Annotated in this window: 19 protein-coding genes and 2 tRNA genes; 16 read left to right on the top strand and 5 right to left on the bottom strand. The window is 69.1% G+C overall.

The window, feature by feature from the left end; genetic code table 11:
- Nucleotides 1–8: 8 nt before the first annotated feature.
- On the bottom strand, nucleotides 9–998 hold the full coding sequence (locus ASE95_RS11030) for a hypothetical protein (RefSeq protein ID WP_056635609.1): 990 nt from the start codon (nucleotides 996–998) through the stop codon (nucleotides 9–11).
- Nucleotides 995–1,783 carry a glycosyltransferase family A protein gene (locus tag ASE95_RS11025; RefSeq protein WP_156347982.1) on the bottom strand — a complete coding sequence of 263 codons (789 nt, stop codon included), beginning with the start codon at nucleotides 1,781–1,783 and terminating at the stop codon, nucleotides 995–997. Before ASE95_RS11025 ends, ASE95_RS11030 begins: the two co-directional genes overlap by 4 nt.
- Before the next feature lie 57 nt (nucleotides 1,784–1,840).
- On the opposite strand from ASE95_RS11025, the gene ASE95_RS11020 reads away from it, so the two are divergent.
- Both ASE95_RS11020 and ASE95_RS11015 read left to right on the top strand, forming a co-directional pair.
- On the top strand, nucleotides 1,841–2,902 hold the full coding sequence (locus tag ASE95_RS11020) for a glycosyltransferase (RefSeq protein ID WP_056635604.1): 1,062 nt from the start codon (nucleotides 1,841–1,843) through the stop codon (nucleotides 2,900–2,902).
- Nucleotides 2,899–3,663 carry a glycosyltransferase family 2 protein gene (locus ASE95_RS11015; protein WP_056635601.1) on the top strand — a complete coding sequence of 255 codons (765 nt, stop codon included), beginning with the start codon at nucleotides 2,899–2,901 and terminating at the stop codon, nucleotides 3,661–3,663. Before ASE95_RS11020 ends, ASE95_RS11015 begins: the two co-directional genes overlap by 4 nt.
- A 10-nt stretch (nucleotides 3,664–3,673) precedes the next feature.
- Here ASE95_RS11015 and ASE95_RS11010 read toward each other — a convergent pair whose 3' ends face one another.
- Nucleotides 3,674–4,747 (bottom strand): NAD-dependent epimerase/dehydratase family protein, encoded by a 1,074-nt coding sequence (locus ASE95_RS11010; RefSeq protein WP_056635598.1) that lies wholly within the window; start codon nucleotides 4,745–4,747, stop codon nucleotides 3,674–3,676.
- 127 nt (nucleotides 4,748–4,874) lie between these two features.
- On the opposite strand from ASE95_RS11010, the gene clpB reads away from it, so the two are divergent.
- From clpB to ASE95_RS10985, 5 genes are all read left to right on the top strand, one after another.
- Nucleotides 4,875–7,454, top strand: coding sequence for an ATP-dependent chaperone ClpB (gene clpB / locus ASE95_RS11005; RefSeq protein ID WP_056635595.1), 2,580 nt, complete (start codon nucleotides 4,875–4,877; stop codon nucleotides 7,452–7,454).
- A gap of 235 nt (nucleotides 7,455–7,689) precedes the next feature.
- Nucleotides 7,690–9,372, top strand: coding sequence for a malate dehydrogenase (quinone) (gene mqo, locus ASE95_RS11000; RefSeq protein ID WP_235528270.1), 1,683 nt, complete (start codon nucleotides 7,690–7,692; stop codon nucleotides 9,370–9,372).
- Between the two features lie 89 nt (nucleotides 9,373–9,461).
- Nucleotides 9,462–10,190 (top strand): 4-hydroxy-tetrahydrodipicolinate reductase, encoded by a 729-nt coding sequence (gene dapB / locus ASE95_RS10995; RefSeq protein ID WP_056635592.1) that lies wholly within the window; start codon nucleotides 9,462–9,464, stop codon nucleotides 10,188–10,190.
- A gap of 10 nt (nucleotides 10,191–10,200) precedes the next feature.
- Nucleotides 10,201–10,860: an endonuclease III gene (gene nth, locus ASE95_RS10990; RefSeq protein WP_056636251.1), complete on the top strand. Its 660-nt coding sequence runs from the start codon at nucleotides 10,201–10,203 to the stop codon at nucleotides 10,858–10,860.
- Nucleotides 10,861–10,950: 90 nt separating this feature from the next.
- Nucleotides 10,951–11,027, top strand: a tRNA-Arg gene (locus tag ASE95_RS10985).
- Nucleotides 11,028–11,198: 171 nt separating this feature from the next.
- Here ASE95_RS10985 and mutL read toward each other — a convergent pair.
- On the bottom strand, nucleotides 11,199–12,971 hold the full coding sequence (gene mutL / locus ASE95_RS10980; RefSeq protein ID WP_056635589.1) for a DNA mismatch repair endonuclease MutL: 1,773 nt from the start codon (nucleotides 12,969–12,971) through the stop codon (nucleotides 11,199–11,201).
- 141 nt (nucleotides 12,972–13,112) lie between these two features.
- Between mutL and ASE95_RS10975 the strand changes: the two genes are divergently transcribed.
- From ASE95_RS10975 to ASE95_RS10945, 7 genes are all read left to right on the top strand, one after another.
- A complete protein-coding gene (locus ASE95_RS10975) occupies nucleotides 13,113–14,153 on the top strand; it encodes a rod shape-determining protein (protein WP_056635584.1) in 1,041 nt (346 codons plus the stop codon).
- 24 nt (nucleotides 14,154–14,177) lie between these two features.
- On the top strand, nucleotides 14,178–15,086 hold the full coding sequence (gene mreC, locus ASE95_RS10970; protein WP_056635581.1) for a rod shape-determining protein MreC: 909 nt from the start codon (nucleotides 14,178–14,180) through the stop codon (nucleotides 15,084–15,086).
- Entirely contained in the window at nucleotides 15,083–15,592 is a 510-nt protein-coding gene (locus tag ASE95_RS10965; RefSeq protein ID WP_056635577.1) for a rod shape-determining protein MreD, read from the top strand. Before mreC ends, ASE95_RS10965 begins: the two co-directional genes overlap by 4 nt.
- Entirely contained in the window at nucleotides 15,589–17,718 is a 2,130-nt protein-coding gene (gene mrdA, locus ASE95_RS10960; protein WP_056635575.1) for a penicillin-binding protein 2, read from the top strand. The genes ASE95_RS10965 and mrdA overlap by 4 nt, the downstream gene beginning before the upstream one ends.
- Nucleotides 17,715–18,827 (top strand): rod shape-determining protein RodA, encoded by a 1,113-nt coding sequence (rodA, locus tag ASE95_RS10955; RefSeq protein WP_056635572.1) that lies wholly within the window; start codon nucleotides 17,715–17,717, stop codon nucleotides 18,825–18,827. The genes mrdA and rodA overlap by 4 nt, the downstream gene beginning before the upstream one ends.
- A gap of 99 nt (nucleotides 18,828–18,926) precedes the next feature.
- Nucleotides 18,927–19,002: transfer RNA gene (locus ASE95_RS10950), tRNA-Lys, on the top strand.
- Nucleotides 19,003–19,210: 208 nt separating this feature from the next.
- On the top strand, nucleotides 19,211–19,990 hold the full coding sequence (locus tag ASE95_RS10945) for a DUF1206 domain-containing protein (protein ID WP_056635569.1): 780 nt from the start codon (nucleotides 19,211–19,213) through the stop codon (nucleotides 19,988–19,990).
- Between the two features lie 64 nt (nucleotides 19,991–20,054).
- On the opposite strand, the gene ASE95_RS17680 is transcribed toward ASE95_RS10945, so the two are convergent.
- Nucleotides 20,055–22,619 carry a FecR family protein gene (locus tag ASE95_RS17680; protein WP_056635564.1) on the bottom strand — a complete coding sequence of 855 codons (2,565 nt, stop codon included), beginning with the start codon at nucleotides 22,617–22,619 and terminating at the stop codon, nucleotides 20,055–20,057.
- A 184-nt stretch (nucleotides 22,620–22,803) separates the two neighbouring features.
- Here ASE95_RS17680 and ASE95_RS10935 point away from each other — a divergent pair, with 184 nt between their 5' ends.
- Together ASE95_RS10935 and ASE95_RS10930 are read left to right on the top strand one after the other, a co-directional pair.
- Nucleotides 22,804–24,447, top strand: coding sequence for a ShlB/FhaC/HecB family hemolysin secretion/activation protein (locus ASE95_RS10935; protein WP_235528269.1), 1,644 nt, complete (start codon nucleotides 22,804–22,806; stop codon nucleotides 24,445–24,447).
- Nucleotides 24,447–26,732, top strand: coding sequence for a putative bifunctional diguanylate cyclase/phosphodiesterase (locus ASE95_RS10930; RefSeq protein WP_056635560.1), 2,286 nt, complete (start codon nucleotides 24,447–24,449; stop codon nucleotides 26,730–26,732). The genes ASE95_RS10935 and ASE95_RS10930 overlap by 1 nt, the downstream gene beginning before the upstream one ends.
- Nucleotide 26,733 lies beyond the last annotated feature (1 nt).

Here is a 26,733-nt window from a genome sequence, read left to right as displayed (position 1 = left end):
CGCCGGCGTTACGGCACGCCGGCGATCCGGTCGCCGTCGTCATCCTCCGGCACCTCGACCCCTTCGACACTCTCCACCACGTCGGCGGGCGGCTGTTTCCACAACGAGGTAATCAGGTAGAACGCCAGATTGCTGCCCTGCGTCAGCGCCCCGCCCGCCAGCAGCAATCCGGCCATCGCCTCGCGCGGGCCATCGATCGTGTTGCTCATCTGCAGCGCGGCGCTGAGGAACAGCAGGTCGCGGTTCGGCACGATCGGCAGGCGGGAGATGACCATCTGCGCGGTCAGGAACACCAGCCACACGCTCCACGGTTCCTGCGGCAGCACCACCGCCCATTGCGTCGCCTGCAGCAGCACGACGGCGACGATCCGCGCGACATGCACGCCCAGCACCCTGCCCGCCTGTGCCGCCGGCATCGCGATCAATTGCCGGCGCAGCCTGAACAGCAACGGCGCAAGGAACACCGCGCCGACCAGCGCGGCGATCAGCAACGCCGGGCCGGGGTCCAGCCACGCCGCGATCCGCCGTCCGTTGCCCGCCGCCGCGAACCCGATCAGCAACAGCGCGGTGACCACGCCTGATGCGATTGCGGAGAGGATCGCGTTGTCCTTCAGGCCGACCGCGATCACACGTTTCGACAGGCCGATCGTTCGCCGCAGCCAGACGAACAGGTACAGTTCACCGGAATAGCCGACGAGCGCGCTGTTGTAGACGCGCTTGCGGATCAGCACCGGAAAGGCACCGGGCAGCCGCCGGGCGAAGATCGTGCGGAACACGATCGTCTCCGACGCCGGCAGCACGAGGAAGGTGACGATGAACAACAGGTAGAACAGCGGATTGGTCGGCAGCGACCGCCCCACTTGCGCCCAGCCGATCGCGCGGACCTTCAGGATCATCCACCCGATCATACCGGCGAAGAACGCCCAGCGCAGCACCAGCCCCGCGACGCGGACCCCCGGCCGCGCAGCCCATTCCTGCCAGCGTGCCGTTGCGCTCAAAACAGCGCCAGCGCACGCGATTGCGTGACATAGGCGTCGAACGCGGCGCGTTGCGCCGGCGACAGGCGGAAGGCCGAGTAGCGCGCGGTGGTGCCGGTCAGCTGCCGCACCTTCCACTCGACGATCTGCGCCGGACGCAGCGCCAGCCGCCGTTCGAAATGGCCGCGATCCCAGGTGTTGTGGCCGTGGAAGCAGCGGATCAGCAGATGCGCCTCGCTTCTGGGGATCAGCGCGGTGCCGAGCCGCAGCCACGCGTCGCGGAACGTGCTGTCCTCGCCCTTGCGTTCGGCGGGGTACCGGATGTCGTCGCGACGCCGATGGACGATCGTGCTCGGCGCGCCGCCCTTGAACCAGCTGAGATACGGGCGATCCAGCCACGCGGGATCGTCGAGGTGCATCAACGTCGCCTCGCCCCATACCGCCGCCTTGTCGCCCAGTGTCTCGACCGAGCGCGACAGGCGGCGCGGCGCGAACCAGTCGTCGTCGTCCCAATGAGCCATCAACGCGCCGCGCGCGAGGTCGAGTGACAGGTTGCGCAACTCACCCAGCGTCGTGGCCGGATTCCTGGGCAAGCGGTGATGGATCACGCGGTTCGCCGGCACGCGTGCTAGGATCGGGGCATAATCCTCCTCCCCGTCGTCCACGATCACCAGTTCGCGGTTCGGATAATCCTGCGCCAGGAAACAGTCGACCGACCGTTCGGCCAGCTTGCGCCGGTTGGCGGTGACCATCAGACAGGAGACGCGCGGCCCCTCGTCGGCGAAAGGCGCAATGGGCGTGTTCACGGTCGTTGGCTCACCTAGGCAGCGCGTGCCGGCGCTGGTACGGCGTGGGAGATACCCATGGCACGCATCGTTTTCGTCCTCACCTATCCGGCCTATCACAGCGTCGTCGATCCGGCGGAGTGGCTACGCTGGGACAATCGCGACCGGCGGATGCCCGCGCTCCTAGCTTCGCTCGGGGTGGATGTCGAGTTGTGGGGCGTGGCAGCGCAGGCCGCCGAGCATCTCTCCGCCCCCGCGTTCGGGGCGCCCTATCGCATCCGGCTGTTCGCCCGCAGCGGCGGCGGGACGAAATCGCGCGATCACCACAGCGATGCGATGGTCGCCGCCGCCCGCGCCGACCCGGCGGACCTGTTCGTGCTGATCGGCACGAACGGTGGCGCGGGTTACCGACTGTTCGACCGCGCGCTGCGCCCGGATCGTCGTCCATTCGCGCTGATCGTCGGCGGCGATTACTGGAGCCGGCTGGTCCCGCATGCACGGCTGCTGTTCACCGAAAGCGCGGTGCAGGAAGCGGCGCTGGCGGCGGGCGGCTGGTTCCGCCCACGCATCGCGCGCGCGCGCATGGAGCGGCTGCCCAAGACGATCGACACCGGGCTGTTCCAGCCGATCGACACCGGGCGACGGTGGGACGTGCTGTCGGTCAGCCGTGTCACGCGCTGGAAGAGTTTTACCGAGGTCGGTGCGTTGTCCCGCGCGCATCGCGTGGCGGTGGCGGGCGGCGGGCCGCAGGCGGCACGGATGGCGCGGCGTTATCCCGCGATCGACTGGCTGGGTCATGTGCCGCATGCCGACGTGCCCGGATTGCTCGCGCAGGCCGGCCTGTATTTCCACGCCGGCCGACGCGATTATTTCCCGCGCGCCATTCCGGAGGCGATGGCGTGCGGCCGGCCGGTCGTCGGCTTCGCCGACCGGCTGGGGGCCGACGTGATCCCGCCCGAATGCGGGCTGCGCATCACCGATCGCGATTATCGCCCGCTGGTCGCCGCATTGCTGCGCGATCCGGCGCGCATGGCGCAGATGGGGGCGGCGGCGCGGGCGCATGTCGTCGCCACCCACGGGTTGCGATCGAGCGAGGCGGCATGCCGCACGCTCCTGCGGCTCGTGGAGGCGAGCGCATGAGGTGGACGTTCGTCATCGCTTATTACAACGAGGCGGATTATCTCGCCGCGACGCTCGCCAGCCTCGCCGCGCAGACGCTGAAGCCGTTCCGGCTGCTGCTGGTCGACAATGGCTCGACGGACGGGTCGGCGGCGATCGCGCGCGCGGCGGTGCTGCCCGACGTAGAGGTGGTCCACCTGGCCGAGGCGCGCCCCGGCAAGATCTTCGCACTGGAGGAGGCGATGCCGTCGCTGTCGACCGAATTCGTCGCGTTCGGCGATGCCGACACCTTCTACCCGCCGCACTATCTCGCCACCGCGCAGGCCGCCTATACAGCCAGCGATATCGTCGCCGCGATGGCGACCGACGTGCCGCCAGATGCCGCCCGCGCGCTGCGCAAGCGGCGGCATAATCAGATCGTCAGCCGGCTGTGGCCGAAGCAGACCCATACCGGCGGTTTCGGGCAGACCTTCCGCACCGCCGCGCTGGTCGCCGCAGGCGGCTATGCCGAACGCTTCTGGCCGTACGTGCTGATGGACCACGAGATCATGCAGCGGGTCGTGAAGCAGGGCCGCATCGTCTATCCCTACGGCCTGTGGTGCGTGCCGTCGGACCGGCGCTCAGATCGGACGCGGGTGCGCTGGACGCTGGCCGAGCGGCTGCTCTACCATTTCACGCCCGCCGCGGCCAAGGACTGGTATTTCTACCGCTTCCTCGGGCCACGGCTGCGCGCACGCAAGCTGGGGCATCTCAATCTGCGCGAGAAGACGTGGGTGGCGTAAGCGGCCGCGATCAATCCGGCTCGACCCCGCGCGCCAGCCGCGACCGCGCATAATCCAGCGCGCGGCGGATGCCGTCGTCGAGCGGGATCGTCTGCCGCCAGCCGAGTTCCTCGCGAATCCGCGTCGCGTCGGAATAACGTTCGGCGACGCCGACCGGCTTGCCCTCGGTTCCCAGCACCGGCGCGGCATAGCCTTCCAGCTCGACCATCCGCGCCGCCAGCGTCAGGAAAGACGTCGCCACGCCCGATCCGATGTTGAACGCGCGCGCGTCGCTCACCCCCCGGCACACCGCAAGGCAGGCGTCGCAGGCATCGTCGATGTGGACGAAGTCGCGGGTTTGATGCCCCGACCCCCATACCCGCACCGGATCGCGACGTGCGGCCACCCGCAGCGCGATCGCCGGGAACGGATAGACCACGTCCTGATCCTCGCCATAGCCGGAGAACGGCCGCACCACGCCCACGTTCAGCCCGTATTTGGCGTGCGCGATCCGGCTGAGATACTCGCCGGTCAGCTTGCTCCAGCCATAGGTATAATCCGGCAGGCCCAGCCGTTTTTCGAACGAAATGTCGTCTTCGTGCAGCGCGCGGCTTTCGCCCGCCTCCTGCAAGTCGACCGGATAGGCGGCACTGGACGAGGCGTAGAGGATACGTGCGGGCCGCGACACCTTGGCCGCCCACAGGAAGAAGGTGCTGTCGATCGCCAGATCGATGCCCACCGCCAGCGGATCGTTGTCGATCACGTTGCGTCCGCCGACCACGCTGGCGAGGTGATAGACCTCGTCGAACGCAGGCAGCCTTTCCAGCCCCAGCGACGGGGTCATGCCCAGTTCGGCCTGCGCCACCGCGACGAAATCGGCGCGGATGAACCGCACCACCGCGTCATGGCCGACGACCTCATGGAAGCCGATGCCGCCCTGCTCGCCCACCGCACGCAACCGTGGCACCTCCCAATCGGCCGGCGCCTTGCCGGTCGACAGGTCGTCGATGATCCACACCTCGTTGCCGCCTTCGCCAGCCAGCTTCGCGACCAGATGCCGCCCGACGAAGCCGCAGCCCCCGGTCACCAGAATACGACGCGCCACTTTTGCCTCCACGGTTGCGCGTGCAGCGGTGCCAGCCTAGCTCTGCGGCTGCAAGCGGGCTGTACGTCGCCCCTTGTGTTGCCGAATAGCAACACCATCTGACACCCAAGAACGACAGGGCTTCCAGATGAACCTCGAAAAATTCACCGATCGCGCCAAGGGCTTTCTTCAGTCGGCGCAAACCGTCGCCATCCGTATGAACCATCAGCAGATTGCGCCCGAGCATCTGCTCAAGGCGCTGCTGGAGGATGACCAGGGCATGGCCACCGGCCTCATCACCGCGGCGGGAGGCGACGCACGCCGCGCTGCCGCCGAGACCGATGCCGCACTGGCGAAGATTCCGGCGGTCAGCGGCTCCGGCGCACAGAACACGCCCGGCCTTGCCGCCGATGCGGTGCGCGTGCTGGATCAGGCCGAGCAGATCGCGCAGAAATCGGGCGACAGCTACGTCACCGTCGAGCGGCTGCTGGTCGCGCTCGCGCTTAGCCTCACCACCGCTGCCGGGCGCGCGCTGAAGGCGGCGAACGCTTCGCCCGAGGCGCTGAACGCCGCGATCACGCAGCTGCGCGGCGGGCGCACCGCCGACACCGCCGGCGCGGAAGACCGCTATGACGCGCTCAGGAAGTTCGCGCGCGACCTGACGCAGGCGGCGCGCGACGGCAAGCTGGACCCGGTGATCGGCCGCGACGAGGAGATTCGCCGCACCATCCAGATCCTGGCCCGCCGCACGAAGAACAATCCGGCGCTGATCGGCGAACCCGGCGTGGGCAAGACCGCGATCGCGGAGGGGCTGGCGCTGCGCATCGCCAATGGCGACGTGCCCGACACGCTGAAGGATCGCCGCCTGATGTCGCTCGACATGGGAGCGCTGATCGCGGGCGCGAAGTATCGCGGCGAGTTCGAGGAGCGGCTGAAGGGCGTGCTGGACGAGGTGAAGCAGGCGGATGGCGACATCATCCTGTTCATCGACGAAATGCACCAGTTGATCGGCGCGGGCAAATCCGAAGGCGCGATGGACGCGGGCAACCTGTTGAAGCCTGCATTGGCGCGTGGCGAACTGCACTGCGTCGGGGCGACCACGCTGGACGAATATCGCAAGTACGTCGAGAAGGACCCCGCGCTGCAACGGCGCTTCCAGCCGGTGTTCGTGGGCGAGCCGACCGTCGAGGATACGATCAGCATCCTGCGCGGGCTGAAGGAAAAGTACGAACTGCACCATGGCGTGCGGATCACCGACGGCGCGCTGGTCGCGGCGGCGACGCTATCGAACCGCTACATCACCGACCGTTTCCTGCCCGACAAGGCGATCGACCTGATGGACGAGGCCGCCAGCCGCATCCGCATGGAAGTGGAAAGCAAGCCCGAGGAGATCGAGACGCTCGACCGTCGCATCCTGCGCCTCAAGATCGAGCGCGAGGGGCTGAAGCGCGAAACCGATGCGGCATCGGTCGATCGGCTGGAAACGCTGGAGGGCGAACTCGCCCATCTGGAGGAACAATCCACCGCGCTGACGCAACGCTGGCAGGCGGAAAAGGACAAGATCGCGGGCGAGGCCAGGCTGAAGGAACGGCTCGACGCCGCGCGGCTGGAACTGGAGCAGGCGCAGCGGCAGGGCGATCTGGCGAAAGCGGGCGAGCTGTCCTACGGGCGCATCCCCGCGCTGGAGAAGCAGTTGGCCGAGGCTGCGGCGACATCGCAGGGCGCGATGCTGCGCGAGGAAGTGACCGCCGACGACATCGCGGGTGTCGTCAGCCGCTGGACCGGCGTACCCGTGGAACGGATGCTGGCAGGCGAGCGCGACAAGTTGCTGCGCATGGAGGAAGTGATCGGCCAGCGGGTGATCGGCCAGTCCGACGCCGTCCGCGCCGTCTCCACCGCGGTGCGCCGCGCGCGCGCCGGCTTGCAGGACCCGAACCGTCCGCTGGGCAGCTTCCTGTTCCTCGGCCCGACCGGCGTCGGCAAGACCGAATTGACCAAGGCGCTGGCCGAGTTCCTGTTCGACGATCCCAACGCCATGGTACGGATCGACATGAGCGAGTTCATGGAGAAGCACGCCGTATCGCGGTTGATCGGTGCCCCGCCCGGCTATGTCGGGTATGAGGAAGGCGGCGTGCTGACCGAGGCGGTGCGGCGGCGCCCGTATCAGGTGGTGCTGTTCGACGAAGTCGAGAAGGCGCATTCCGATGTGTTCAACGTCTTGTTGCAGGTGCTGGACGACGGGCGCCTGACCGACGGACAGGGGCGCACGGTCGATTTCTCGAACACGCTCATCATCCTGACCTCGAATCTCGGCAGCCAGTATCTCGCCAACATGGCCGAGGATCAGGCGGTGGAAAGCGTCGAGCCACAGGTGATGGACGTGGTCCGCGCGCATTTCCGCCCGGAATTCCTCAATCGGCTGGACGAGATCATCCTGTTCCACCGGCTGGGACAGGCGCACATGGGGCCGATCGTCGACATCCAGTTGGCGCGGGTCGGGCGGCTGTTGGCCGATCGCAAGGTGACGCTGGACCTGACCGGCGCGGCACGCGCGTGGCTCGGGCGGGTCGGCTACGATCCGGTCTATGGCGCGCGTCCGTTGAAGCGGGCGGTGCAGCGCTACGTGCAGGATCCGCTCGCGGATCTCATCCTGCGCGGCGAGGTGAAGGACGGCGCGACGGTGCATGTCGACGAGGGTGACGGGCGGCTGGCGCTGACCGTCACCTGAACGCCCGCGTGCACGCACCGCACGCGGGCGGAACGGGCTTTGTCCCGCCCGCGCCTTGAACCTCGTCGCTTTCGACGCCAAGTGAAGCACCGACACGTTCCGTTTTTGGGTGAGGATTTCATACGCGCGCAGCCCCGGCCCTGGCCGACGTTGCACGCTCGACGATCATCGAACGATGGTCTTCCCGGTGGCCTGTCGCCGGGGAGGACATCGTCACAACGGAAAGACCAGAGCGGTGCAGACCGAAACCATCCCAGTCACGAACGGCGTCACACGCCGCAATCTGCTTGGCTCGGCGCTTGCCGCCGGCACCGCCGCCATTGCCACGCCGTCCGCCCGCGCGGCGGCGGCCGAGCGGAAGGTCGACGTACTGCTGATCGGCGGCGGGATCATGAGCGCGACGCTGGGCGTCATGCTGACGCAGCTCGAACCCGACTGGTCGATCGAGCTGGTCGAGCGGCTGGATACGGTCGCCGACGAAAGCTCCAACGGCTGGAACAACGCCGGCACCGGCCACTCGGCGCTGTGCGAACTGAACTACACGCCCGTCAACAAGGCCGATGGCCGGGTGGAGATCGCCAAGGCGATCGAGATCAACGAACAATTCCAGGTCACGCGTCAATTCCTTGCCGCGCAGGTGAAGGCCGGCGTGCTCGGCAATCCCCGCACCTTCATCAACTCCACGCCGCACATGAACCTGGTGTGGGGGGACGAGAATGCGGCCTTCCTGAAGAAGCGGCACGAGGCGCTTGGTGCCAGTCCGCTGTTCTCGGGCATGGAATTCACCAACGACCCGGCGCAGATCGCCGCATGGGTGCCGTTGATGATGGAAGGTCGCGCGGGCGGACAGAAACTCGCCGCGACGCGCTCGCCGCTCGGCACCGACTGCGACTGGGGCGAAGTGACGCGTCAATATGTCGGTGCGCTGCGCAAGCATCCCAAGTTCACGCTGACCACCGGGCACGAAGTCCGCTCGCTGGAGCGCAACGCCGACGGCACGTGGCGCGTCACCGCGCGCGGCATGAAGGACGATGACGAACAGGTCATCACCGCGCGCTTCGTCTTCGCGGGTGCCGGTGGCGGCGCGCTGCCGATTCTTCAGAAGTCGGGCATTCCCGAGGCCGACGACTACGCCGGCTTCCCGGTCGGCGGCTCGTTCCTCGTCACTGACAAGCCGGGCATCGCGCATCGCCACCTCGCCAAGGTCTATGGCAAGGCGGCGACGGGATCGCCGCCGATGTCGGTGCCGCATCTCGACACCCGCTATCTGAACGGCCGTCAGGTGCTGCTGTTCGGCCCGTTTGCGACATTCTCTACCAAGTTCCTGAAGGAAGGGTCGTATTTCGACCTGCCTGCATCGGTGACGCTGGACAATTTCCGACCGATGCTGGCGGTCGGCTGGGACGATTTCGACCTGGTCGAATATCTCGCCGGGCAGCTTGTCATGAGCCAGGAAGACCGGATGGACGCGCTGCGCGAATATCTGCCCGGCGCCAAGGATGCCGACTGGCGGCTGTGGCAGGCGGGACAACGCGTGCAGATCATCAAGCGCGATCCGCAAAAGGGTGGCGTCCTGAAACTCGGCACCGAGATCGTCGCGTCGAAGGACGGTTCGATCGCCGCGTTGCTGGGCGCGTCGCCGGGCGCATCGACCGCGCCGTCGATCATGCTGAACCTGTTGCAGAAGGTGTTTGCCGATCGGCTCGCCACCCCGGCGTGGCAGCAGCGCATCCGCGCGATGGTGCCCAGCTACGGCGTCCCGCTCAACGACAGGCCTGACGCGCTGGCAAGCGAATGGGCCGCGACCGCGGAGGTCCTGCAACTCGCCATCCCCTCCCCCGCCGTCCATGTCGCGCAGACCCCGCGGCCCGCGGCGACCCGCGTCAAGCCGGACCGGCATCCCGATCTGGCGCTGTAGAGCGGCGATGCCATCCCGCCCCTGTTCGTGACCGGACCTTTCGTGCGAAGGGTGCCGCCGCATTCGCCCTTCCGTTCAAGGTATCCCGCATGACCAGCATCGGCATCTATGGCAGCAACGGCCGGATGGGCCGCGCCATCGCCACCATCGCCGCGGCCGAGGGCGTGGCGATCGCGGGCGGCGGCGATGCGGGAAGCGATCCGTTGCCGATCGCGCAGGCTGCCGATGTGCTGGTCGATTTCTCCACGCCCGCCGCGATGGAGGCCCATCTGGCGGCGGCGGTGGCGGCACGCACCCCGATCGTGATCGGCACCACCGGATTGTTCGGGACGCACCATGCGCTGCTCGAACAGGCGGCGGTCGTGATCCCGGTGCTCCAGACCGGCAACACCTCGCTGGGGGTCACATTGCTGGGCGTGCTGGTGCGCGAAGCTGCGGCTCGGCTGGGCGCGGACTGGGATATCGAGATTGCGGAGATGCACCACCGGCACAAGGTCGACGCACCGTCCGGGACTGCCTTGCTGCTGGGCGAAGCGGCGGCGGCGGGGCGCGACACCCGGCTTGCGGAGGTGCGTGTCGACAGCCGCGCCGGGCTGGTCGGGGCACGCAGCGAGGGGACGATCGGGTTCGCATCGCTGCGTGGCGGATCGGTGGTCGGCGATCACATGGTGGTGTTCGCCGGAGAGGGCGAGCGCGTCGAGATCGGCCACCGCGCCGAGGATCGCACGATCTTCGCGCGCGGCGCGGTGAAGGCGGCGCTGTGGCTCGCCGGTCGCGCACCCGGCCGCTATGCGATGGCGGACGTGCTCGGGCTTTGAGGGCGTCGCCGTGAACCGGAGGGACGTCGCCGAATTCTACCACCGATTGGCCGAGGTCAACCCGCATCCGGAAACCGAGCTGGAATCGGTCAACGATTACACGCTGCTGGTCGCGGTCGTCCTTTCGGCGCAGGCGACCGACGCCGGGGTCAACAAGGCGACGCGCGCACTGTTCGCCAGCGTCGACACACCGCAGAAGATGGTGGCGCTCGGGCTGGACGCCCTGAAGCAGCACATCCGCACGATCGGGCTGTTCAACACCAAGGCCAAAAACGTCATCGCGCTGTCGCAGGCGCTGATCGACGAACATGGCGGGCACGTGCCGGCCAGCCGCGAGGCGCTGGAGAGATTGCCGGGCGTCGGGCGCAAGACCGCGAACGTCGTCATGAACGTCGCGTTCGGCGCGGAAACCTTCGCGGTCGACACCCACATCTTCCGCGTCGGCAATCGCACCGGGCTGGCGAAGGGCAAGACGGTGCTGGCGGTCGAGAAGAAGCTCGACGCCGTCACGCCGGCACCGTTCCGCGTCCACGCCCATCACTGGCTGATCCTGCACGGCCGCTACGTCTGCAAGGCACGCAAACCGGAATGCTGGCGCTGTGTCGAGATCGACCTGTGCGCGTTCAGTCCCAAGACACCGCCGCCCACGGCAAAGGCGACGAAGACCTGACCCTTCCTGAACGACAAGGCCGGGCGACGACAATTCCCGCATCAAAACGGGTAGCGCCCGCCGCGAACGCCTGCTAGGCGACGCTCACCGGCACCCGTAGCTCAGCTGGATAGAGCGCTGCCCTCCGAAGGCAGAGGCCACTGGTTCGAATCCAGTCGGGTGCACCAGCTTTTCGATGGCCTTCGCGGAGTGGCGCGTCCGTCGGGATGGCGCGATCGGCGGTACCCGTGCATCGCTTCAAGTGAAACTGCGAGTGGCTCCAATGGAGTATCGCGCGATCGCGCGGGCGCAGGATGGTTCGCGGCATCGACGATCGAAGGCGTGGTCGCCCTCGCCTGTCACCTGCGCCCGAACAGCTTCTCGATGTCGCCATGCGCCAGCTTCACCCATGTCGGGCGGCCGTGGTTGCATTGCCCGGAATGCGGCGTCGCCTCCATCTCGCGCAGCAGCGCATTCATCTCGGCCGGGGACAGCACGCGCCCGGCCCGCACCGACCCATGGCAGGCCATCGTGCCCGCGATCGCATCCAGCCGTTCGCGCAGTGACAACGCCTCGTCATAGGCGCCGAGTTCGTCGGCGAGGTCGGTGACCAGCCCCTTGGGATCGCCGCTGCCGAGCAATGCGGGCGTTGCGCGGACCAGCACCGCGCGCGTGCCGAACCGCTCCAGTTCCAGCCCGAACTCCGCCAGCTCGGCGGCGCGCGCCTCCAGCCGGTCGCATGCCGGTTCGTCGAGCTCGACCACTTCCGGGATCAGCAGCGACTGGCTGGCCACGCGCCCGCCCGCCAGCGCGGCGCGCATCCGTTCCAGCACCAGCCGTTCATGCGCCGCATGCTGGTCGACCAGCACCAGCCCGTCCTCCGCCTCCGCGACGATATAGGTTTTGGCGACCTGACCGCGCGCCACGCCGAGCGGAAAGTCGTCCCGCACCGGCGGCGGGGTCCAGTCCGGTGTGGGTCGCGCCTGCGGTGGGGCCGCGAAGAAGGTCGGGCGGCGTTCGTGGACGCCGGAGCCGGTCGCCTCCCCCGACGCGGTCGATGCGGGCCAATGGGAAGCGGTCGCAGCCGGCGGGGCGATTTCGGTGCGGAACAGCGCGGCGATGTCGGTCGGCTGTTCGTGCGCGACGCGGTGCCCGGCGGCGTCGAGCGCGCGGCGCAGCCCGGACACGATCATCCCGCGCACCAGCGCCGGATCGCGAAACCGCACCTCCGTCTTGGCGGGATGAACGTTCACGTCGACCTCATTGGCCGGGACGTCGAGGAACAGCGCGACCACCGCATGCCGGTCGCGCGGCATCATTTCGGCATAGGCACCGCGGATCGCCCCGATCAGCAGGCGGTCGCGCACCGGCCGCCCGTTGACGAACAGATATTGATGGTCGGCCACACCGCGGTGGAAGGTCGGCAACCCCGCGACCCCGCCCAGCACATGGCCCTCCCGCTCCAGGTCGATTGCGACAGAATTGTCGGCCAGCGCCCGGTCGGTCAGCGCAGCGACCCGCGCCGGGCGGCTGTCGGCGGCGGCGACCGACAGCACGCGCCGCCCGTCATGCTCGACCGAGAAAGCGATATCGGGACGCGCCATCGCGAGTCGCCGCACCACGTCCAGGCATGATGCATATTCCGCACGCGGCGAGCGCAGGAACTTGCGCCGCGCGGGCACGCGCGCGAACAGCGCCTCGGCGACGACGCGCGTGCCGGGCGGCAGCGCGGCGGGGCCGTCGCGCTCCGGCGCCCCGTTGTCGATCGTCCGCGCCCACCCCTCCGCGCCCGCCGGGCGACTCTCGATCGTCAGCCGCGCGACCGAGGCGATCGACGGCAGCGCCTCTCCGCGAAAGCCGAGCGTGCGGACCTGTTCGATGTTCTCATCGGGAAGTTTGGAGGTGGCATGCCGCTCCAGCGCCAGCGAAATCTCGGCTGGCGTCATGCCGCAGCCGTCGTCGGCCACCTCGATCCGTTCGATACCGCCGGCTGCCAGCACGACAGAAATTCGCGTCGCGCCCGAATCGATCGCATTCTCGACCAACTCCTTCAACGCGCTGGCTGGTCTTTCGACCACTTCACCGGCGGCGATACGGTTGACCAGATGCGAGGGGAGGCGGCGTATTGACACAGCGCAGCACCTAGCCCAAGCGGCGGCATCCCGCGACCCCGCAGATTGCATCGCCAGCATGATTCCTGCGGCAGGCGCGGACTTGGACGATCACAGCCGGCGCCCCCCATTCCGGCGACAACGACACGGACGACAACGTCAATGATCTTCTCGCGCCTGTTCAAGATGACCTCGCACGACATGGCGATCGATCTAGGGACCGCGAACACCGTGGTGTACGTCCGCGGTCGCGGCATCGTGCTCAACGAACCGTCGGTCGTCGCGGTCGAGACGATCAATGGCGTGAAGCGGGTGAAGGCGGTCGGCAACGACGCCAAGCTGATGATGGGCAAGACGCCGGGCTCGATCGAGGCGATTCGCCCGCTTCGCGACGGGGTGATCGCCGACATCGACGTCGCGGAACAGATGATCAAATATTTCATCGAGAAGGTGCACGGCCGTCGGCGGTTCATGCGCTGGCCGGAAATCGTGATCTGCGTTCCCTCGGGCTCGACCAAGGTGGAGCGCCGCGCGATCCGCGACGCCGCACAGAACGCCGGTGCCAGCGCGGTCTATCTGATCGAGGAGCCGATGGCCGCCGCGATCGGTGCCGACATGCCGGTGACCGAGCCGGTCGGCAGCATGGTGGTCGACATCGGCGGCGGCACCACCGAGGTGGCGGTGCTGTCGCTTCGTGGCCTCGCCTACACCACCTCGGTGCGGGTCGGTGGCGACAAGATGGACGAAGCCATCGTCAGCTACGTCCGTCGTAACCACAATCTGCTGATCGGCGAGGCCACGGCGGAGCGGATCAAGCAGGAGCTGGGCTGCGCCAAGCCTCCCGCGGACGGCATCGGCAAGACCGTCTACATCAAGGGTCGCGACCTGGTGAACGGCGTGCCCAAGGAAATCCAGATAAATCAGGCGCAGATCGCCGAGGCGGTCAGCGAGCCGGTGGCCGCGATCGTCGACGGCGTGCGCATCGCGCTGGAAAACACCGCCCCCGAACTGGCGGCCGATATCGTCGACCAGGGCATCGTGCTGACCGGCGGCGGCGCGCTGTTGCAGGGGCTGGACGAGGTATTGCGCGACGAAACCGGGCTGCCGGTGACGATCGCGGACGATCCGCTGATCTGCGTCGCGGTAGGCACCGGGCGCGCGATGGAAGACCCGTTGTTCCGCGCAGTGCTCCAGAACGGCTAATCTCGAAGGCGGGAGGTGACGGCAATGGCGCCGTCGCGGGATCGGCGGCCCGGCTTTTCGCGGCGCGCCCAATATGGATTGTTCGTCACCTACGTCCTCGGCATCGCCGGGGCCGTGGTAGGGGCGGTGCTGCTTGCGCTGTCGACCTTCAATCCGGCCGCCTTTGCCATGGCACGCGCCGCATTGGCGGAGGCGACCGCCCCGCTCTCCTCTGCTGGCGGCGTGGTGGTTCGCGCGGTTGCTGCCGTGCCCGAGACGATCGGGACATGGTGGCGTGTCCATGACGAGAACGCCGAACTCCGCGCGCGTCTGGCGCGGGCGCGCGGCGCGTTGCTGGTCGGCCGGCAGGCGCGCGTGGAAAACGCCCGTCTGCGTACGCTGCTCCAGATTCGCGACCGCCGACAGGATGTGGTCGCCGCGGCACGGATCGTCAGCACCAGTGCATCGAGCACCCGGCGCTTCGGCCTGCTCAACGCCGGCAGCTGGCAGGGGGTGACCGACGGCCAGCCCGTCAGCGGCCCCGAAGGACTGATCGGCCGCATCCTCTACGCCGGCCCCAATACCGCGCGCGTGCTGCTGGTCACCGATGCCGAAAGCGTCGTGCCCGTGCGCCGTTCGCGTGACGGACGCCCGGCGCTGGCCGCCGGTCGCGGCGACGGACTGATCGACATCCGCACGATCGATACCGCCGACGGTCAGTTCCGGCCCGGCGATATCTTCGTCACGTCGGGCACCGGCGGCATGTTCATCCCCGGCGTGCCCGTCGCGCAGGTGTTGCGCCACGGCACCGACAGTGCACCGGCGCGGCCGTTCGCACGCCCCGACGTGCTCGATTTCGCGATCGTCCATCGTGCGTTCATGCCCGCACCGCCACCTGCCCCCATGCCGACCCCAACCCCGTCGCCGGCTCCGACGCCCGCACCGCCGTCGTGACCCTCCCCGCCCGCTCGCCGTTCGACGAACCGCTGACCCCCGGGCGGGCGCGGCTGTTGCCGTGGGTGACGGTGATGGCCGGCTCGCTGGTCACGATCCTGCCGTGGGGCGCGACACTCCCGCTGCTGCCCCCGGTCGGGTTGCTGATCCTGTTGTCGTGGCGGTCGCTGGCGCCGCTGTCGCTGCGCGTCTGGGCGCCGGCGCTGCTCGGCCTGTTCGACGATCTGTTGTCGGGGCAACCGATAGGCAGCGCGATGTTGCTGTGGACGCTGGCCTATTTCCTGATCGACGCGATCGACGCTCGCTCGGGCGTGCGTGATTTCCTGCAAAGCTGGGCGACCGCCGCGCTGGCGATCTCGCTGGCGCTGGTTGGTGGGCGGCTGGTCGCAACGCCCCTCGGCGCGCATGTCGATACCGTTCTAGCGATCCAGATCGTGATCTCGATCCTCGTCTTCCCCGCCACGGCGCGACTGGTCGCGTGGATCGACCTGCGGCGCGCATTATGAGGCCGCGTGCGCCACGCATCATGACCGAGGCCGCGCAAAGCTACAGCTTCTCGCGCCGCGCCTGGCTGCTGGGTGCCGGGCAGTTCGGGCTGGGCGGGCTGCTGATCGGGCGGATGGGCTATCTGGCGATCGCGCAAAACGAACATTACAATCTGCTGGCGGAAAGCAACCGCGTCAGCATGACGATGATCCCGCCGCGCCGCGGCTGGATCGTCGATCGTCACGGGCAGCCGATCGCCAGCAACCGCACCGACTTTCGCGTCGATGTCATCCCCGATCGGCTGGAAGATCCCGACCGCGTGCTGGAGCGGCTGCGCGGCCTGTTGTCGCTCACCGAAGAGGACCTGGTGCGCATCCGGGCCGAACTGGAACATGCCCCCGGTTTCCGCCCGGTCGAGATCGCAGAGAACATCGACTGGGACCGGTTCGCCGCGGTGCAGGTTCGTCAACCCGAATTGCCAGGCGTCCAGCCGACCCGCGGCTTCGCCCGCCACTATCCCGGCGGCGCGGCGGTGGCGCATCTGATCGGCTACGTCGGTGCCGCCACCGCCGAACAATACAAGAAGACACGCGATCCGCTCTACGTCACGCCGGGATTCAAGCTGGGCAAGGATGGGCTGGAAAAGACGATGGAGCCGCTGCTGCGCGGCACGCCCGGCGCCAAGCGGGTCGAGGTCACCGCGCGCGGCAAACTGGTGCGCGAACTCGCCACCCGGCCTGACGTGCCCGGACGCACGCTGCGCCTGACCATCGACGCCGGGCTTCAGGAATATGCCGCGCGGCGGCTTGGCACCAATTCCGGCTCGGCGGTGGTCTTCGACTGCCAGAACGGCGAGATGCTGGCGATGGTGTCGATGCCGGCCTACGATCCCAACACTTTTTCCGAAGGCATCAGCCAGCTCGAATGGAAGATGCTGAGCGAGGACGATCACGTCCCCCTGATGAACAAGGTGACGCAGGGCCTGTATCCGCCGGGATCGACCGTGAAGCCGATGAACGGGCTGGCGCTGCTCGCCGCCGGGGTCGGCGCGGACGAGCGGGTGTTCTGCTCGGGCGCGATGCGGGTCGGCAATGGCGTGTTCCACTGCCACAAGCGCGGCGGCCATGGCCCGCTCGATCTCAAGAACGCGATCATGCAGAGCTGCGACATCTACTTTTACGAAATGGTGCGCCGGGTCGGTTACGACCGGATCGCCCCCGTCGCGCGGGCGCTGGGGCTGGGCCAGAAGTTCGACCTGCCGTTCGCCACGCAGCGTTATGGCACCGTCCCCGACAGCGCGTGGAAACAGCGAAAGTATCACACCGACTGGAAGGTCGCGGATGCGCTGAACGCCTCGATCGGCCAGGGTTACGTCCTGTCCAATCCGCTTCAACTCGCGGTGATGGCCAGCCGTCTGGCGTCCGGGCGCGCGTTGGTGCCGACATTGATCCGCGATCCGTTCAAGCCGCGCGCCGAGCCGCTGCCGATGGATCCCGAACATTTCCGCCTGATCCGCGAGGCGATGAACGGCGTCGTCAATGGCGGTGGCACCGGCGGCGCGGCGCGGATGCTGGTGCCCGGGATCGGGCTGGCCGCCAAGACCGGCACGGCGCAGGTGCGCCGCATCACCATGGCGGAGCGGCGCTCGGGCGTGCTCAAGAACGGGCAGCTGCCGTTCAAGCTGCGCGACCATGCCCTGTTCGTCTGCTTCGCCCCCTACGACAATCCGCGCTATGCCGCGGCGGTGGTGCTGGAACATAACGGCCACACCATCCGCAATCTCGACACGCCGTTGATCGGACGCGACATCATGACCTATCTGTTCGATCGCGACCGCGCGATGAAGAGCCTGGCGGAGGTCGAGCCGACCTGGGGCGGCGACATCACCACGCGACTGGCGACGCAGCGCGCGGCCTTCCGCGCGGCGCATACGCCCGCACCGCCTGTGGTGCCGGATCAGGACGACACCCCCGCCTCCGCCTCGCCCGCGGTCGCGGCGGCGACCGACGCCTCGAACGCCGCCGCCGAAGCTGCGGCACGCGACGTCGTGGCCGGCAACGGCCCGGCGCGCACCGGCTCGCCCGAACCGGAAACCGAAGCGGAGCGCCGCGCCGCGCCGCGCGACCGCGAAGCCGGCCCGCGATGAGCGGCTTCGTCCCCGCCCCGCTCGTCGCGCTGCCGTGGCGCGTATTGTTGCTGGTCACCGCGATCGGCGGCTTCGGGCTGGTCGTGCTCTATTCGGCGGCGGGGGGCAGCATCCGGCCATGGGTCATCCCGCAAGGGCTGCGCTTTGCCGTGTTCATGATGGGTGCCGTCGCGCTGTCGCGGGTGCCGCTCGACTGGTGGAAACGTTCGGCCTTCTGGATCTACGGCACCTTCCTGATCCTGCTGGTCATGGTCGAACTGCTCGGCGCGGTGCGCGGCGGCAGCCAGCGATGGCTTGGCTTCGGGCCGATCCGCATCCAGCCGTCGGAATTGATGAAGGTGGCGATCGTGCTGGCGGTCGCGCGCTTCTACGACATGCTGCCCGCGGCAGAGACCCGGCGTTTCCAGGCGATCTGGCCGGCCGCGGTGCTGATCGGCATGCCCGCGCTGATCGTCATGATGCAGCCCGATCTGGGCACCGGACTGATGATCTGCGCGGGCGGGGCGACGGTGATGTTCCTCGCCGGTATCCCGTTGCGGCTATTCGTCGGAGGTGCGCTCAGCGCGGCGATCGCCATTCCGCTGGCGGTCACCTACCTTCTCCACGATTACCAGCGGCACCGCGTCCTGATCTTCATGGACCCCGAAAGCGATCCGCTGGGCACCGGCTATCACATCAGCCAGTCGAAGATCGCGATCGGATCGGGCGGGCTGTTCGGCAAGGGTTTCCTGCAAGGCACGCAAAGCCATCTCGATTACCTGCCCGAGGGGCACACCGATTTCGTCTTCGCGACGATGGCGGAGGAATGGGGCCTGGCGGGTGGTGCGTTCCTGATCATCGGCTTCCTGCTGGTGATCCGCTGGGGCGTGAACGTCGGCGTGCGCGCCGAGGATCGCTTCGCCAAACTGGCCGCCGCGGGGCTGGCGACCACGATCTTCTTCTACATGGCGATCAACCTGATGATGGTCATGGGCCTTGCTCCCGTCGTCGGCATCCCGCTGCCGTTGGTCAGTTTCGGCGGCTCGGCGCAGATGACGGTGTTGATTTCGCTCGGCATCCTGATGGGCATCGATCGCTCGATCTCGCTGCGCCAGCGCACGCGCTGGTAAAAAGTCAAAAAAAGGGTTTGCGAATCCGCGAAGCGCTGTTAGAGGCGCGCTTCCCGATCGCGGGGCGGTTCTTCGGAACGGCTTCTCCCGCCGATCAATGGACGCATAGCTCAGTTGGTAGAGCAGCTGACTCTTAATCAGCGGGTCCTTGGTTCGAGCCCAAGTGCGTCCACCAGATTTTCCAACGGCCTCGCGAGCGATCGCGGGGCCGTTGTGCTTTCAGCCGTCACGATCCCGCTTTTCACCCGCGGCGTGTATGGCATCGTGCCCGCCCTATCACCATCAGGCGAGGCGCATCGGCCATCAGTGGCCGCCGTTCGTTCATTACAGCGTTGGAACGACCGGGCGAACACCGGGTTTCTCGTTCAATCGGAGGAACCTGCATGAAAACCAATGCCCGCCTGACCTTCCTGACACGGGTCGGCTTTGCCACGCGTGGCCTGCTCTACATCGTCATCGCCGCGCTGATCCTGCGGACCGGGCGGGCGGAAGATCCCAGCGGGGCGCTGGAATTCCTCGGTCAGGGCGGCGGCCAGATCCTGCTGGGGGTCATGACCCTCGGCTTGGTGGCTTACGGTATCTGGCGACTGGCGGATGCCGCGCTCGACATCGAACGGCATGGTGACGACCGAAAAGGCTGGGCCGAACGCGTGGGGGCGGGCGTCAGCGGCGTCGTCCATCTGGCGCTCGCGTGGCAGGCGGTCGGGCTGATGCGCGGCGCGGCGCTTTCCGGCGATGGCACGCGTGAGGGTGCGCAGGTGGCGCTGCGCCTGCCCGGTGGCTGGGCGCTCGTGATGATCGCGGCGGTGGTGCTGCTCGCGCTCGGGATCGTGCAGCTCGTCAAGGCGGCGAAGGGGTCGTTCCTTCGCTATCTCGATCCCCGCATCGCCCGTCATCCGTGGGTGCGATGGAGCGGTCGGGCCGGCTACGCCGCACGCGGGATCGTCTTCCTCATCAGCGGCTGGCTGCTTTTCAACGCCGGCATCGAGGAACAGGCAGGCGGCACCGGCGGCATGGCCCGCGTGCTGGGATGGCTGACGCATCCGTTCGATCTGATCGTCGGCGCGGGCCTGCTGGGCTTCGGAATGTTCAGCCTGATCGAAGCGCGCTTCCGACGGTTGCACGATGTTCCGATCGACCAGGTGACGCGCAGGTTCGGCTGAGCGCACGGCGTTTGCGTCGCGCGGATCGCCCAGCCGGCGCGACCGACGGGCGGCCTTGGGATCGCTACGGCTTGAGCAGGTTGATCAGCTTCTTGGCGGTTTCCTCGACCTGCCTGCCGGCGCCTTGAACCACCTGCTCGACTGCCTTGGTAGCGCCCTTCAACACGTCCTTGGCCTCCTTGTCTGCCTTCGCCGCGGCCTCCGCCTGCGCTTTGGCGGCATCCTCCGCCGCCTTCGCAGCCGTCCGTTCCGCGGCCTTGGCAGCCTGCTCCGCATCGCGCGCAGCCTTCGCCTCGGATGCGCGCGCAGCCTCCTTGGTCGCTAGTTCTGCCTCCTGCGCCGCCTTGGCCGCGGCCTGATCGTGCAGAAGCTTTTCCGCCTCGCGCGCTGCCTTGTCGGCATTCGCCTTCGTCGCTTCCTCCGCGGCCTTCGTGGCGCGCTCCGCTGCCTTGGCCGCCTCCTGGGCGGCGCGCTCGGCTTCGCGGGCGGCGGCGGCGGCCTTGTCGGCCGCGTCCTTGCCGACCCGCTCGCTTTCGCGCGCGGCGGCGGCGACCTGCTCGGCCGCCAGCTTTGCGGCATCGCGCGCCGCCTTGTCGCGCGCGGCCTGTTCGGCGCGCTCCGCCGCACGTGCCGCCTCCTCAGCCGCCTTGGTGACTGCCTCCGCCGCCTTTGCGGCTTCCCTGGCGGCCTTGTCCGCTTCCTTGGCCGCCTTGTCGCTTTCCTTGTCGGACATTTCCCTCGCGGCGCGTTCGCTTTCGCGCGCCGCGCTCGCGGTCTGATCGGCGATCAGCTTCGCGGCGTCGCGCGCTGCCTTGTCGCGCCCGGCCCTGTCGGCCTGCTCGGCGGCACGTGCCGCGTCATCGGCGGCGCGCGCCGCCTCGCGCGCGGCCTGATCGGCGGCGGCATGACTGGCCGGGTCATTGTTCGCCAGCGCCTCGGCGGCCAGTCGTGCAGCGGTTTCGCTCGCCTGTCGCGCTGCGACCTGCGTGGCGGCCTGCACCGCCTGATGCGCCATCAGCGTGTTCTGCGCCTCGGCCGCAGCTTGCGCCTCGCGCGCCGCCTCGGCGATCCGCGCCGCCGTGTCGGCGGCAAGCGCTTGCGCGCGCGCCAGCAACGCGGCCACCGCCTGCCGCGCGGCGGCGCCGTTCCGCTCCATCTCGGCCGCCGACGTCGCCGCCGCTTCCGCCGCGTTGCGCGCGGCCGCATCGGCCGCAACCCGCTGCGCCTGCTGCACGGCCAGTGCGTCGCCGGCACTCGCGGCGGCCTCTGCCGCCAGTCGCGCCTCGCTGTCGCGCGCCAGCGTGGCATCGGCCTGCGCCCTGGCTTGCGCCGCCTGTTCGGCATTCGCCTGCGCAGTGGCGGCGGCCATGTCCTGCGCGGCCCTGGCCGCCAAGCTGGCCTCGGCCTCCGCCTGCGCCTGCGCGCCTGCCCTCGCCAGCCGCTCGACCTCCGCCTGCGCGGCTTGCTCGGCAGCGACGGCGGCGATCCGGGCGGCGTTGTCGGCTGCGGTCGCGGCGGCAGCGCGCGCCGCTGCGCTTTGCTCCTGCTCGGTTCGAGCACGCGCCGCTTCCTCCGCGGCGGTGGCAGCGGCGGCGGTCGCGCTTGCGCTGGTCCGCTCCGCCTCGGCGCTCGCCTGCGTCGCGGCGACCGCGTCGGCGCCGGTCTTCTCGGCCGCTTCCGCCGCCGCCAGCGACATCGATTGTTGCGCGACGATGACCGAGGCCGTTTCCACGACCCGCGTCGTGGTCGTCGCCGCTTCGGTGGCGATGCGCGTCGCCGCTGCGACCCCGCCGACCTCGCCGCCGATCGTTCCGGACACCAGCCCGCCGGTCACCGCCGACAGCGACGCCGATGGCGCATATACCGCCTCCGTCAGCGTCGGCGCGCCACTCGCCACGACGATGCTCGCCGGAGCATCAACGACGGACGCCGGCACCGACGGTGCGGCCGCCGCCGGCTGCGTCGCTTCCCCCGCCGGGACTTCCGCTGCGGGTTCTTCGGCGGGCGCCTGGGGAGCGGCGGCGGGCGGCGCGGCCGGGTCGACCGTGGCGGCGGCGGGCGAATCGATCACCCGCGACACGCCATTGTCCTCGATCGTCATGCGCATGCGGTTCGAAGCCGACACCATCGCCACCGCGCCCGGCGTCACGAGATCGTGCGCGCCGCCATCCAGGGTGGCAACGTCGACCGCGCCCTCCAGCACCTGCACCGCCGTTCCCTGATCGGACACACCGACCGAAAAGGTCGTGCCCTTCACGACGGCGGCCAGATACGGCGTCTTCACCTCGAAATGCGGGGTCATCTTCTTTTTGATCATGAAGACGATGTTGCCGAACTCCTCGACGACGCGCGTCACCCCGGCGGGTTGTGCTTCGGCGGGCAGCCGCAGCCGCGACGACGGTGCGACCATCATGAACTCGGACCCGCGCACCAGCACCGCACGCCCCCCGGCCGCGGTGGTGACGACATCGCCCGCCGCCACCGCCATCCCGCGCGTGGCGACCGTGCTGACCCCCGAGCGCGCGATCGTGACCGTGCCTGCAGCCTCGCTGATCGTCCAGCCGGCGGGCGCGGCCAGCGCCGGGACGGAGCAGGTTGCCGCCAGAAAGACGAACAGGGCGCGGCGCATGACGATCTCCCGTACCGCGGGCCATATGCCCCCGATCACTTCCGTCCCGCATGGCCGGTGGACGGTTGAGAACCTCTCACCATGCATGGTTTACGATGTCGTAAGGTGCTGACGTGGAAGCCTAAACCAATTCACAACCTCTTCGCGGCTACCCGCCGTCCGTGATGGGGCGAGTTGGGACGGCATGGCGCGCAAGGTAAATTGGTCGGTACTGCTCGCGCTGATGTCGCAGAATGCCGCAGCGCAGACCGCGCTCGACCGCGCCGATCCGCGATTGATCGAACGGACGTTGCCGACGCCGATCGTACCCGACACCGGCACGCCCGCGCCGCCGACACGCGCCGCCCCTACCGCGCAAGATCACGCGCGCATCACCGGCATCGTGCGCGCGGTGATCGTGGAGGGGCGCGGCCCGCTTGGCGCGGAGGTGTTCGCCACCCCGATCGCCGACGTGGCCGGACAGGAACTCAGCCGTGACGACGTCGCCGCACTCGCCGGTTCGATTGCGGCGGTCGCACGCGCGCAGGGCTACCCCTTCGCCACCGCGCAGGTGCCGGCGCAGCGCCTGCGCGACGGCATCCTGCGCATCGCGCTCGACCTCGGCCGGATCGACGCCGTCCGCGTGATCGGCGCGCGCAGCGCCACCGCGGACCGATTGCTCGCCCGCGCGCTGGCGACCGGCGCGCCCGTGCGACGGCAACAGCTGGAGCGCGCATTGTCGCTGGCCGGCGACGTGCCCGGCGTGCGGATCGTCGACAGCCGGCTGGTGCGGCAGGACGGCTTCGGCATCCTGCTGGTGACGATCGAGCATGATCGTGCGTCGGGTTATGTCCAGCTCGACAATCGCGGCAGCAAGGAAGTCGGCCCGGTTCGCTCCACCGCGCTCGCCAGCGTGCGTGATCTGGCGCAGGACGGCGACGAACTGTCGCTGATCGTCTCACAGACGCCGCTCCAGCCAACCGAATTCACGTTTCTGCGCGCGCGCTACGGCGCGGCGTTGGGCAGCGATGGCGCGGTGCTCTCGGCCTCGGGTTCGCTGGCGCGCACGCGTCCCGGCGGCATTCTGCGCACGCTCGACGTGCGCGGGCGCAGCGCCGACGCGGCGATCGCGCTGCAATATCCGTTGCTCCGTACCCGCGCGCGCAGCCTGTGGGCGACCGCCGAGCTGCGCGCGCTGGGCACCGACCAGGATCTGGCGCGTCGCCGCCTACGCCGCGATCGCATCGCCACGCTTACCGGCACGCTGGGCGGCAGCGCGACGCTGGGCGGCGGCCTGCTGCGTGGCGAGGTCGCGACGCTTGCCGGGCTGCCGGTCGGCGGCGGCACGCGCGAAGGCTCGTTGCTCGCCTCGCGCTTCGATGGCGATGCGCGGTTCGTCGCCGGTACCTACATGGTCGACTGGACGGCCACGATCGGCAAGCCGTTCAGCGTGGTGATCGCCAGCGCAGGGCAGGTGTCGTCGCGGCCGCTGCTGGCCGCCGCCGAGATCGGCCTTGGCGGTCCTGCCTTCGGTCGCGGCTATGATTATGCGGAACGAACCGGCGACAACGGGGTGATGGGCTCGTTCGAACTGCGCGTCGACACCGGCCGCATTTCCGGCAGCGTCGTCGATCGCGGGCAAGTCTATGCCTTTGCCGATGGTGGCGTGGTCGGGAACTGGCGCGGCGGGTTCGGCGGGGGCAGCCTCGCCTCGGCCGGCATCGGCCTCCGCATCGGCACCGGCCGGTTCGACTGGATGACGGAGGTCGCACTGCCGCTCGGCCCCGAACGGTTCGACACCGGCGATCGCCGCCCGCGCATCTCGTTGCGCGTGGCGCGCGCCTTCTGATGCGCACGTCCAGCAACGCGCTGATCCTCGCCGCCGCCGCCCTTGTCGGCATGGTCGCGATGCTGCCCGGCGTCGGTGGTCCGATCAGGCGCTCGCTGGAGCCGCTCCGCTTCGCGGTCCAGTCGCACGCCGCCAGTGGCCGGGTGGCGATCGTCGAGATGGACGCGCGCAGCGTGGCGGAGATTCGCCGCTGGCCGTGGCCACGTCACCATTATGCCACGGTGGTCGACCGGCTGCGCGCCGCAGGAGCGGCGACGATCGTCTTCGACGTCGATTTCTCCAGCGCGTCCGATCCGGCCGACGACCGCGCCTTCGCCGCCGCGCTGAAACGCGCCGGTGGACTGGTCACCCTCCCCACGTTCGGGCAGCAGGCGGGCGCGGGCGATCGCCGCAACCTCGATGCGCTGCCGCTCGCGGCGTTCCGCGCGCATGCCAGCCTCGCCTCGGTCAGTTTCTCGCCCGACGTCGACGGGCTGGTCCGCGCATTGCCGATGGCGACGATCACCGCCGGCACCCCGCGCCCGTCGCTATCGGCGTATATTGCCGCGCGCGCAGGGGTCGCGGACGCCGATTACCCCGTCGATTTCGCTATCGACCCTGCCACGATCCCGCGGCTCAGCTTCGTCGCGGTGGAACGCGGCGCGTTCGATCCCGCACTGGTCAAAGGGCGCAACATCCTGATCGGGGCCACCGCGATCGAGATGGGCGACCGTTACCCCGCGCCGCTGCGCGGCGTGCTGCCCGGCGTGACCATTCAGGCGCTGGGTGCCGAGACCCTGTTGCGCGGCATACCCGTCCGCGGTGCGCCGCTGGCTTCGTTCGCGCTGGCGCTGGCGCTGTGCGTGCCGATCGTGCGGGCGCGCCGCCGCGATTTCGCCGGGGCGTGTTTCGTGGCCGCGATGGTCGCGATGACCATCGTCATTCTTTCGGTGCAGCGCGGCCTTGCGGCGCATTACCCGCTCGGGCTCGGCCTGCTGATGATCGCCGCCGCAGGGATGCTCACCGTGGCGCGCGACATCGTGCGCCGCTTTCGCGACGGCCGGCTGCGGGATGAAGCGACCGGCCTGCCCAACCAGCGCGCGCTCGCGGCACGCACCGACCCCGCGACCGGCATCGCCGCGGTGCTCCAGCTCACCAACCTGGAGGAACTGTCGGCGCTGCTCGACAACATGCAGGTCGCGCAGGCGATCGTCCGGACTGCGGAGCGGCTGCGCCTGTGCAGCGCGCATGACGCGGTCTACCGCGTGGGCAGCCACCAGCTTGCGCTGCATCTGCCGACGCACGAAATCGTCGAGGACATGTTGGCGACCATGCGCACGTTGCTGCTCCAGCCGGTCGAGATCATGGGGCGCAAGGTCGACGTCGCCGTCGCGCTCGGCATCGCGGAGGATGGCGACATGCACGCCGCCGCGCTGGCCGCAGGGGAAGCGGCGGCGGCGGGCGTGTTCTGGCGCCGCGCCGCGCTCGACCGCGACCGGCTGGAACATGCGGTATCGCTGATGGGCGAGCTGGACGCCGCGATCCTCGACGGGCAGATCGAGGTCCATTACCAGCCCAAACTGGCGCTGGCGACCGACCGGATCGGCAGCGTCGAGGCGCTGGTGCGCTGGCGGCACCCGGAGCGCGGGTTCGTGTCGCCGGGCGCATTCGTCCCGCTGGCCGAGCAGACCGACCGCATCGAGCCGCTGACACTCTACGTCATGGCACAGGTGATCGCGGACGCCGCACGGTGGCGCGCCGCCGGGCATCGCGTAACCGCCGCGGTCAACATCTCCGCCAAGCTGCTCGACGCCCCGGCCTTCATCGCCGCGGTCGACCGGATGCTCGATACCGCGCCGGTCCCGCCCAGCGCGCTGATCTTCGAGGTGACCGAGTCTGCCGCCATGTCCGATCCGCTGACCGCCACCGCCACGCTGCATCATTTCCGCGCGCGCGGCGTCGCGATCTCGATGGACGATTACGGCACCGGCCAGTCGACGCTCAGCTACCTGCGCGAACTGCCGCTTAGCGAATTGAAGATCGACCGCAGCTTCGTCCAATACGCGCACGAACGGGAAAACGACGCCAAGCTGGTGCGCTCGACGATCGATCTCGCGCATGCGCTGGGGTTGAAGGTGGTGGCCGAAGGGATCGAGGATGCCGCCAATCTGGCCTTCCTCCGCGCGGTCGGCTGCGACTATGCGCAAGGCTATTTCATCGATCGCCCGATGCCCTTCGATGCGCTGGTCGCCCGCCTCGACCATTCGGCGGCGGGCAGTACGCCGGACACCGGGCGCGCGGGCTGAT

Source organism: Sphingomonas sp. Leaf231, assembly GCF_001421995.1.
In the GTDB taxonomy this organism is placed as follows: domain Bacteria; phylum Pseudomonadota; class Alphaproteobacteria; order Sphingomonadales; family Sphingomonadaceae; genus Sphingomonas.
Note: the sequence above shows the minus strand (reverse complement) of the source record. Positions and strands in the feature narration are given on the sequence as shown.

Excerpts from the sequence above, each read along its gene's own strand:
- ASE95_RS11020 (WP_056635604.1), top strand. The coding sequence starts at position 1,841 with ATGGCACGCATCGTTTTCGTCCTCACCTATCCGGCCTATCACAGCGTC.
- ASE95_RS11015 (WP_056635601.1), top strand. The coding sequence starts at position 2,899 with ATGAGGTGGACGTTCGTCATCGCTTATTACAACGAGGCGGATTATCTC.
- clpB (WP_056635595.1), top strand. The coding sequence starts at position 4,875 with ATGAACCTCGAAAAATTCACCGATCGCGCCAAGGGCTTTCTTCAGTCG.
- dapB (WP_056635592.1), top strand. The coding sequence starts at position 9,462 with ATGACCAGCATCGGCATCTATGGCAGCAACGGCCGGATGGGCCGCGCC.
- ASE95_RS10975 (WP_056635584.1), top strand. The coding sequence starts at position 13,113 with ATGATCTTCTCGCGCCTGTTCAAGATGACCTCGCACGACATGGCGATC.
- mreC (WP_056635581.1), top strand. The coding sequence starts at position 14,178 with ATGGCGCCGTCGCGGGATCGGCGGCCCGGCTTTTCGCGGCGCGCCCAA.
- mrdA (WP_056635575.1), top strand. The coding sequence starts at position 15,589 with ATGAGGCCGCGTGCGCCACGCATCATGACCGAGGCCGCGCAAAGCTAC.
- rodA (WP_056635572.1), top strand. The coding sequence starts at position 17,715 with ATGAGCGGCTTCGTCCCCGCCCCGCTCGTCGCGCTGCCGTGGCGCGTA.
- ASE95_RS10945 (WP_056635569.1), top strand. The coding sequence starts at position 19,211 with ATGAAAACCAATGCCCGCCTGACCTTCCTGACACGGGTCGGCTTTGCC.
- ASE95_RS17680 (WP_056635564.1), bottom strand. The coding sequence starts at position 22,619 with ATGCGCCGCGCCCTGTTCGTCTTTCTGGCGGCAACCTGCTCCGTCCCG.
- ASE95_RS10935 (WP_235528269.1), top strand. The coding sequence starts at position 22,804 with ATGGCGCGCAAGGTAAATTGGTCGGTACTGCTCGCGCTGATGTCGCAG.
- ASE95_RS10930 (WP_056635560.1), top strand. The coding sequence starts at position 24,447 with ATGCGCACGTCCAGCAACGCGCTGATCCTCGCCGCCGCCGCCCTTGTC.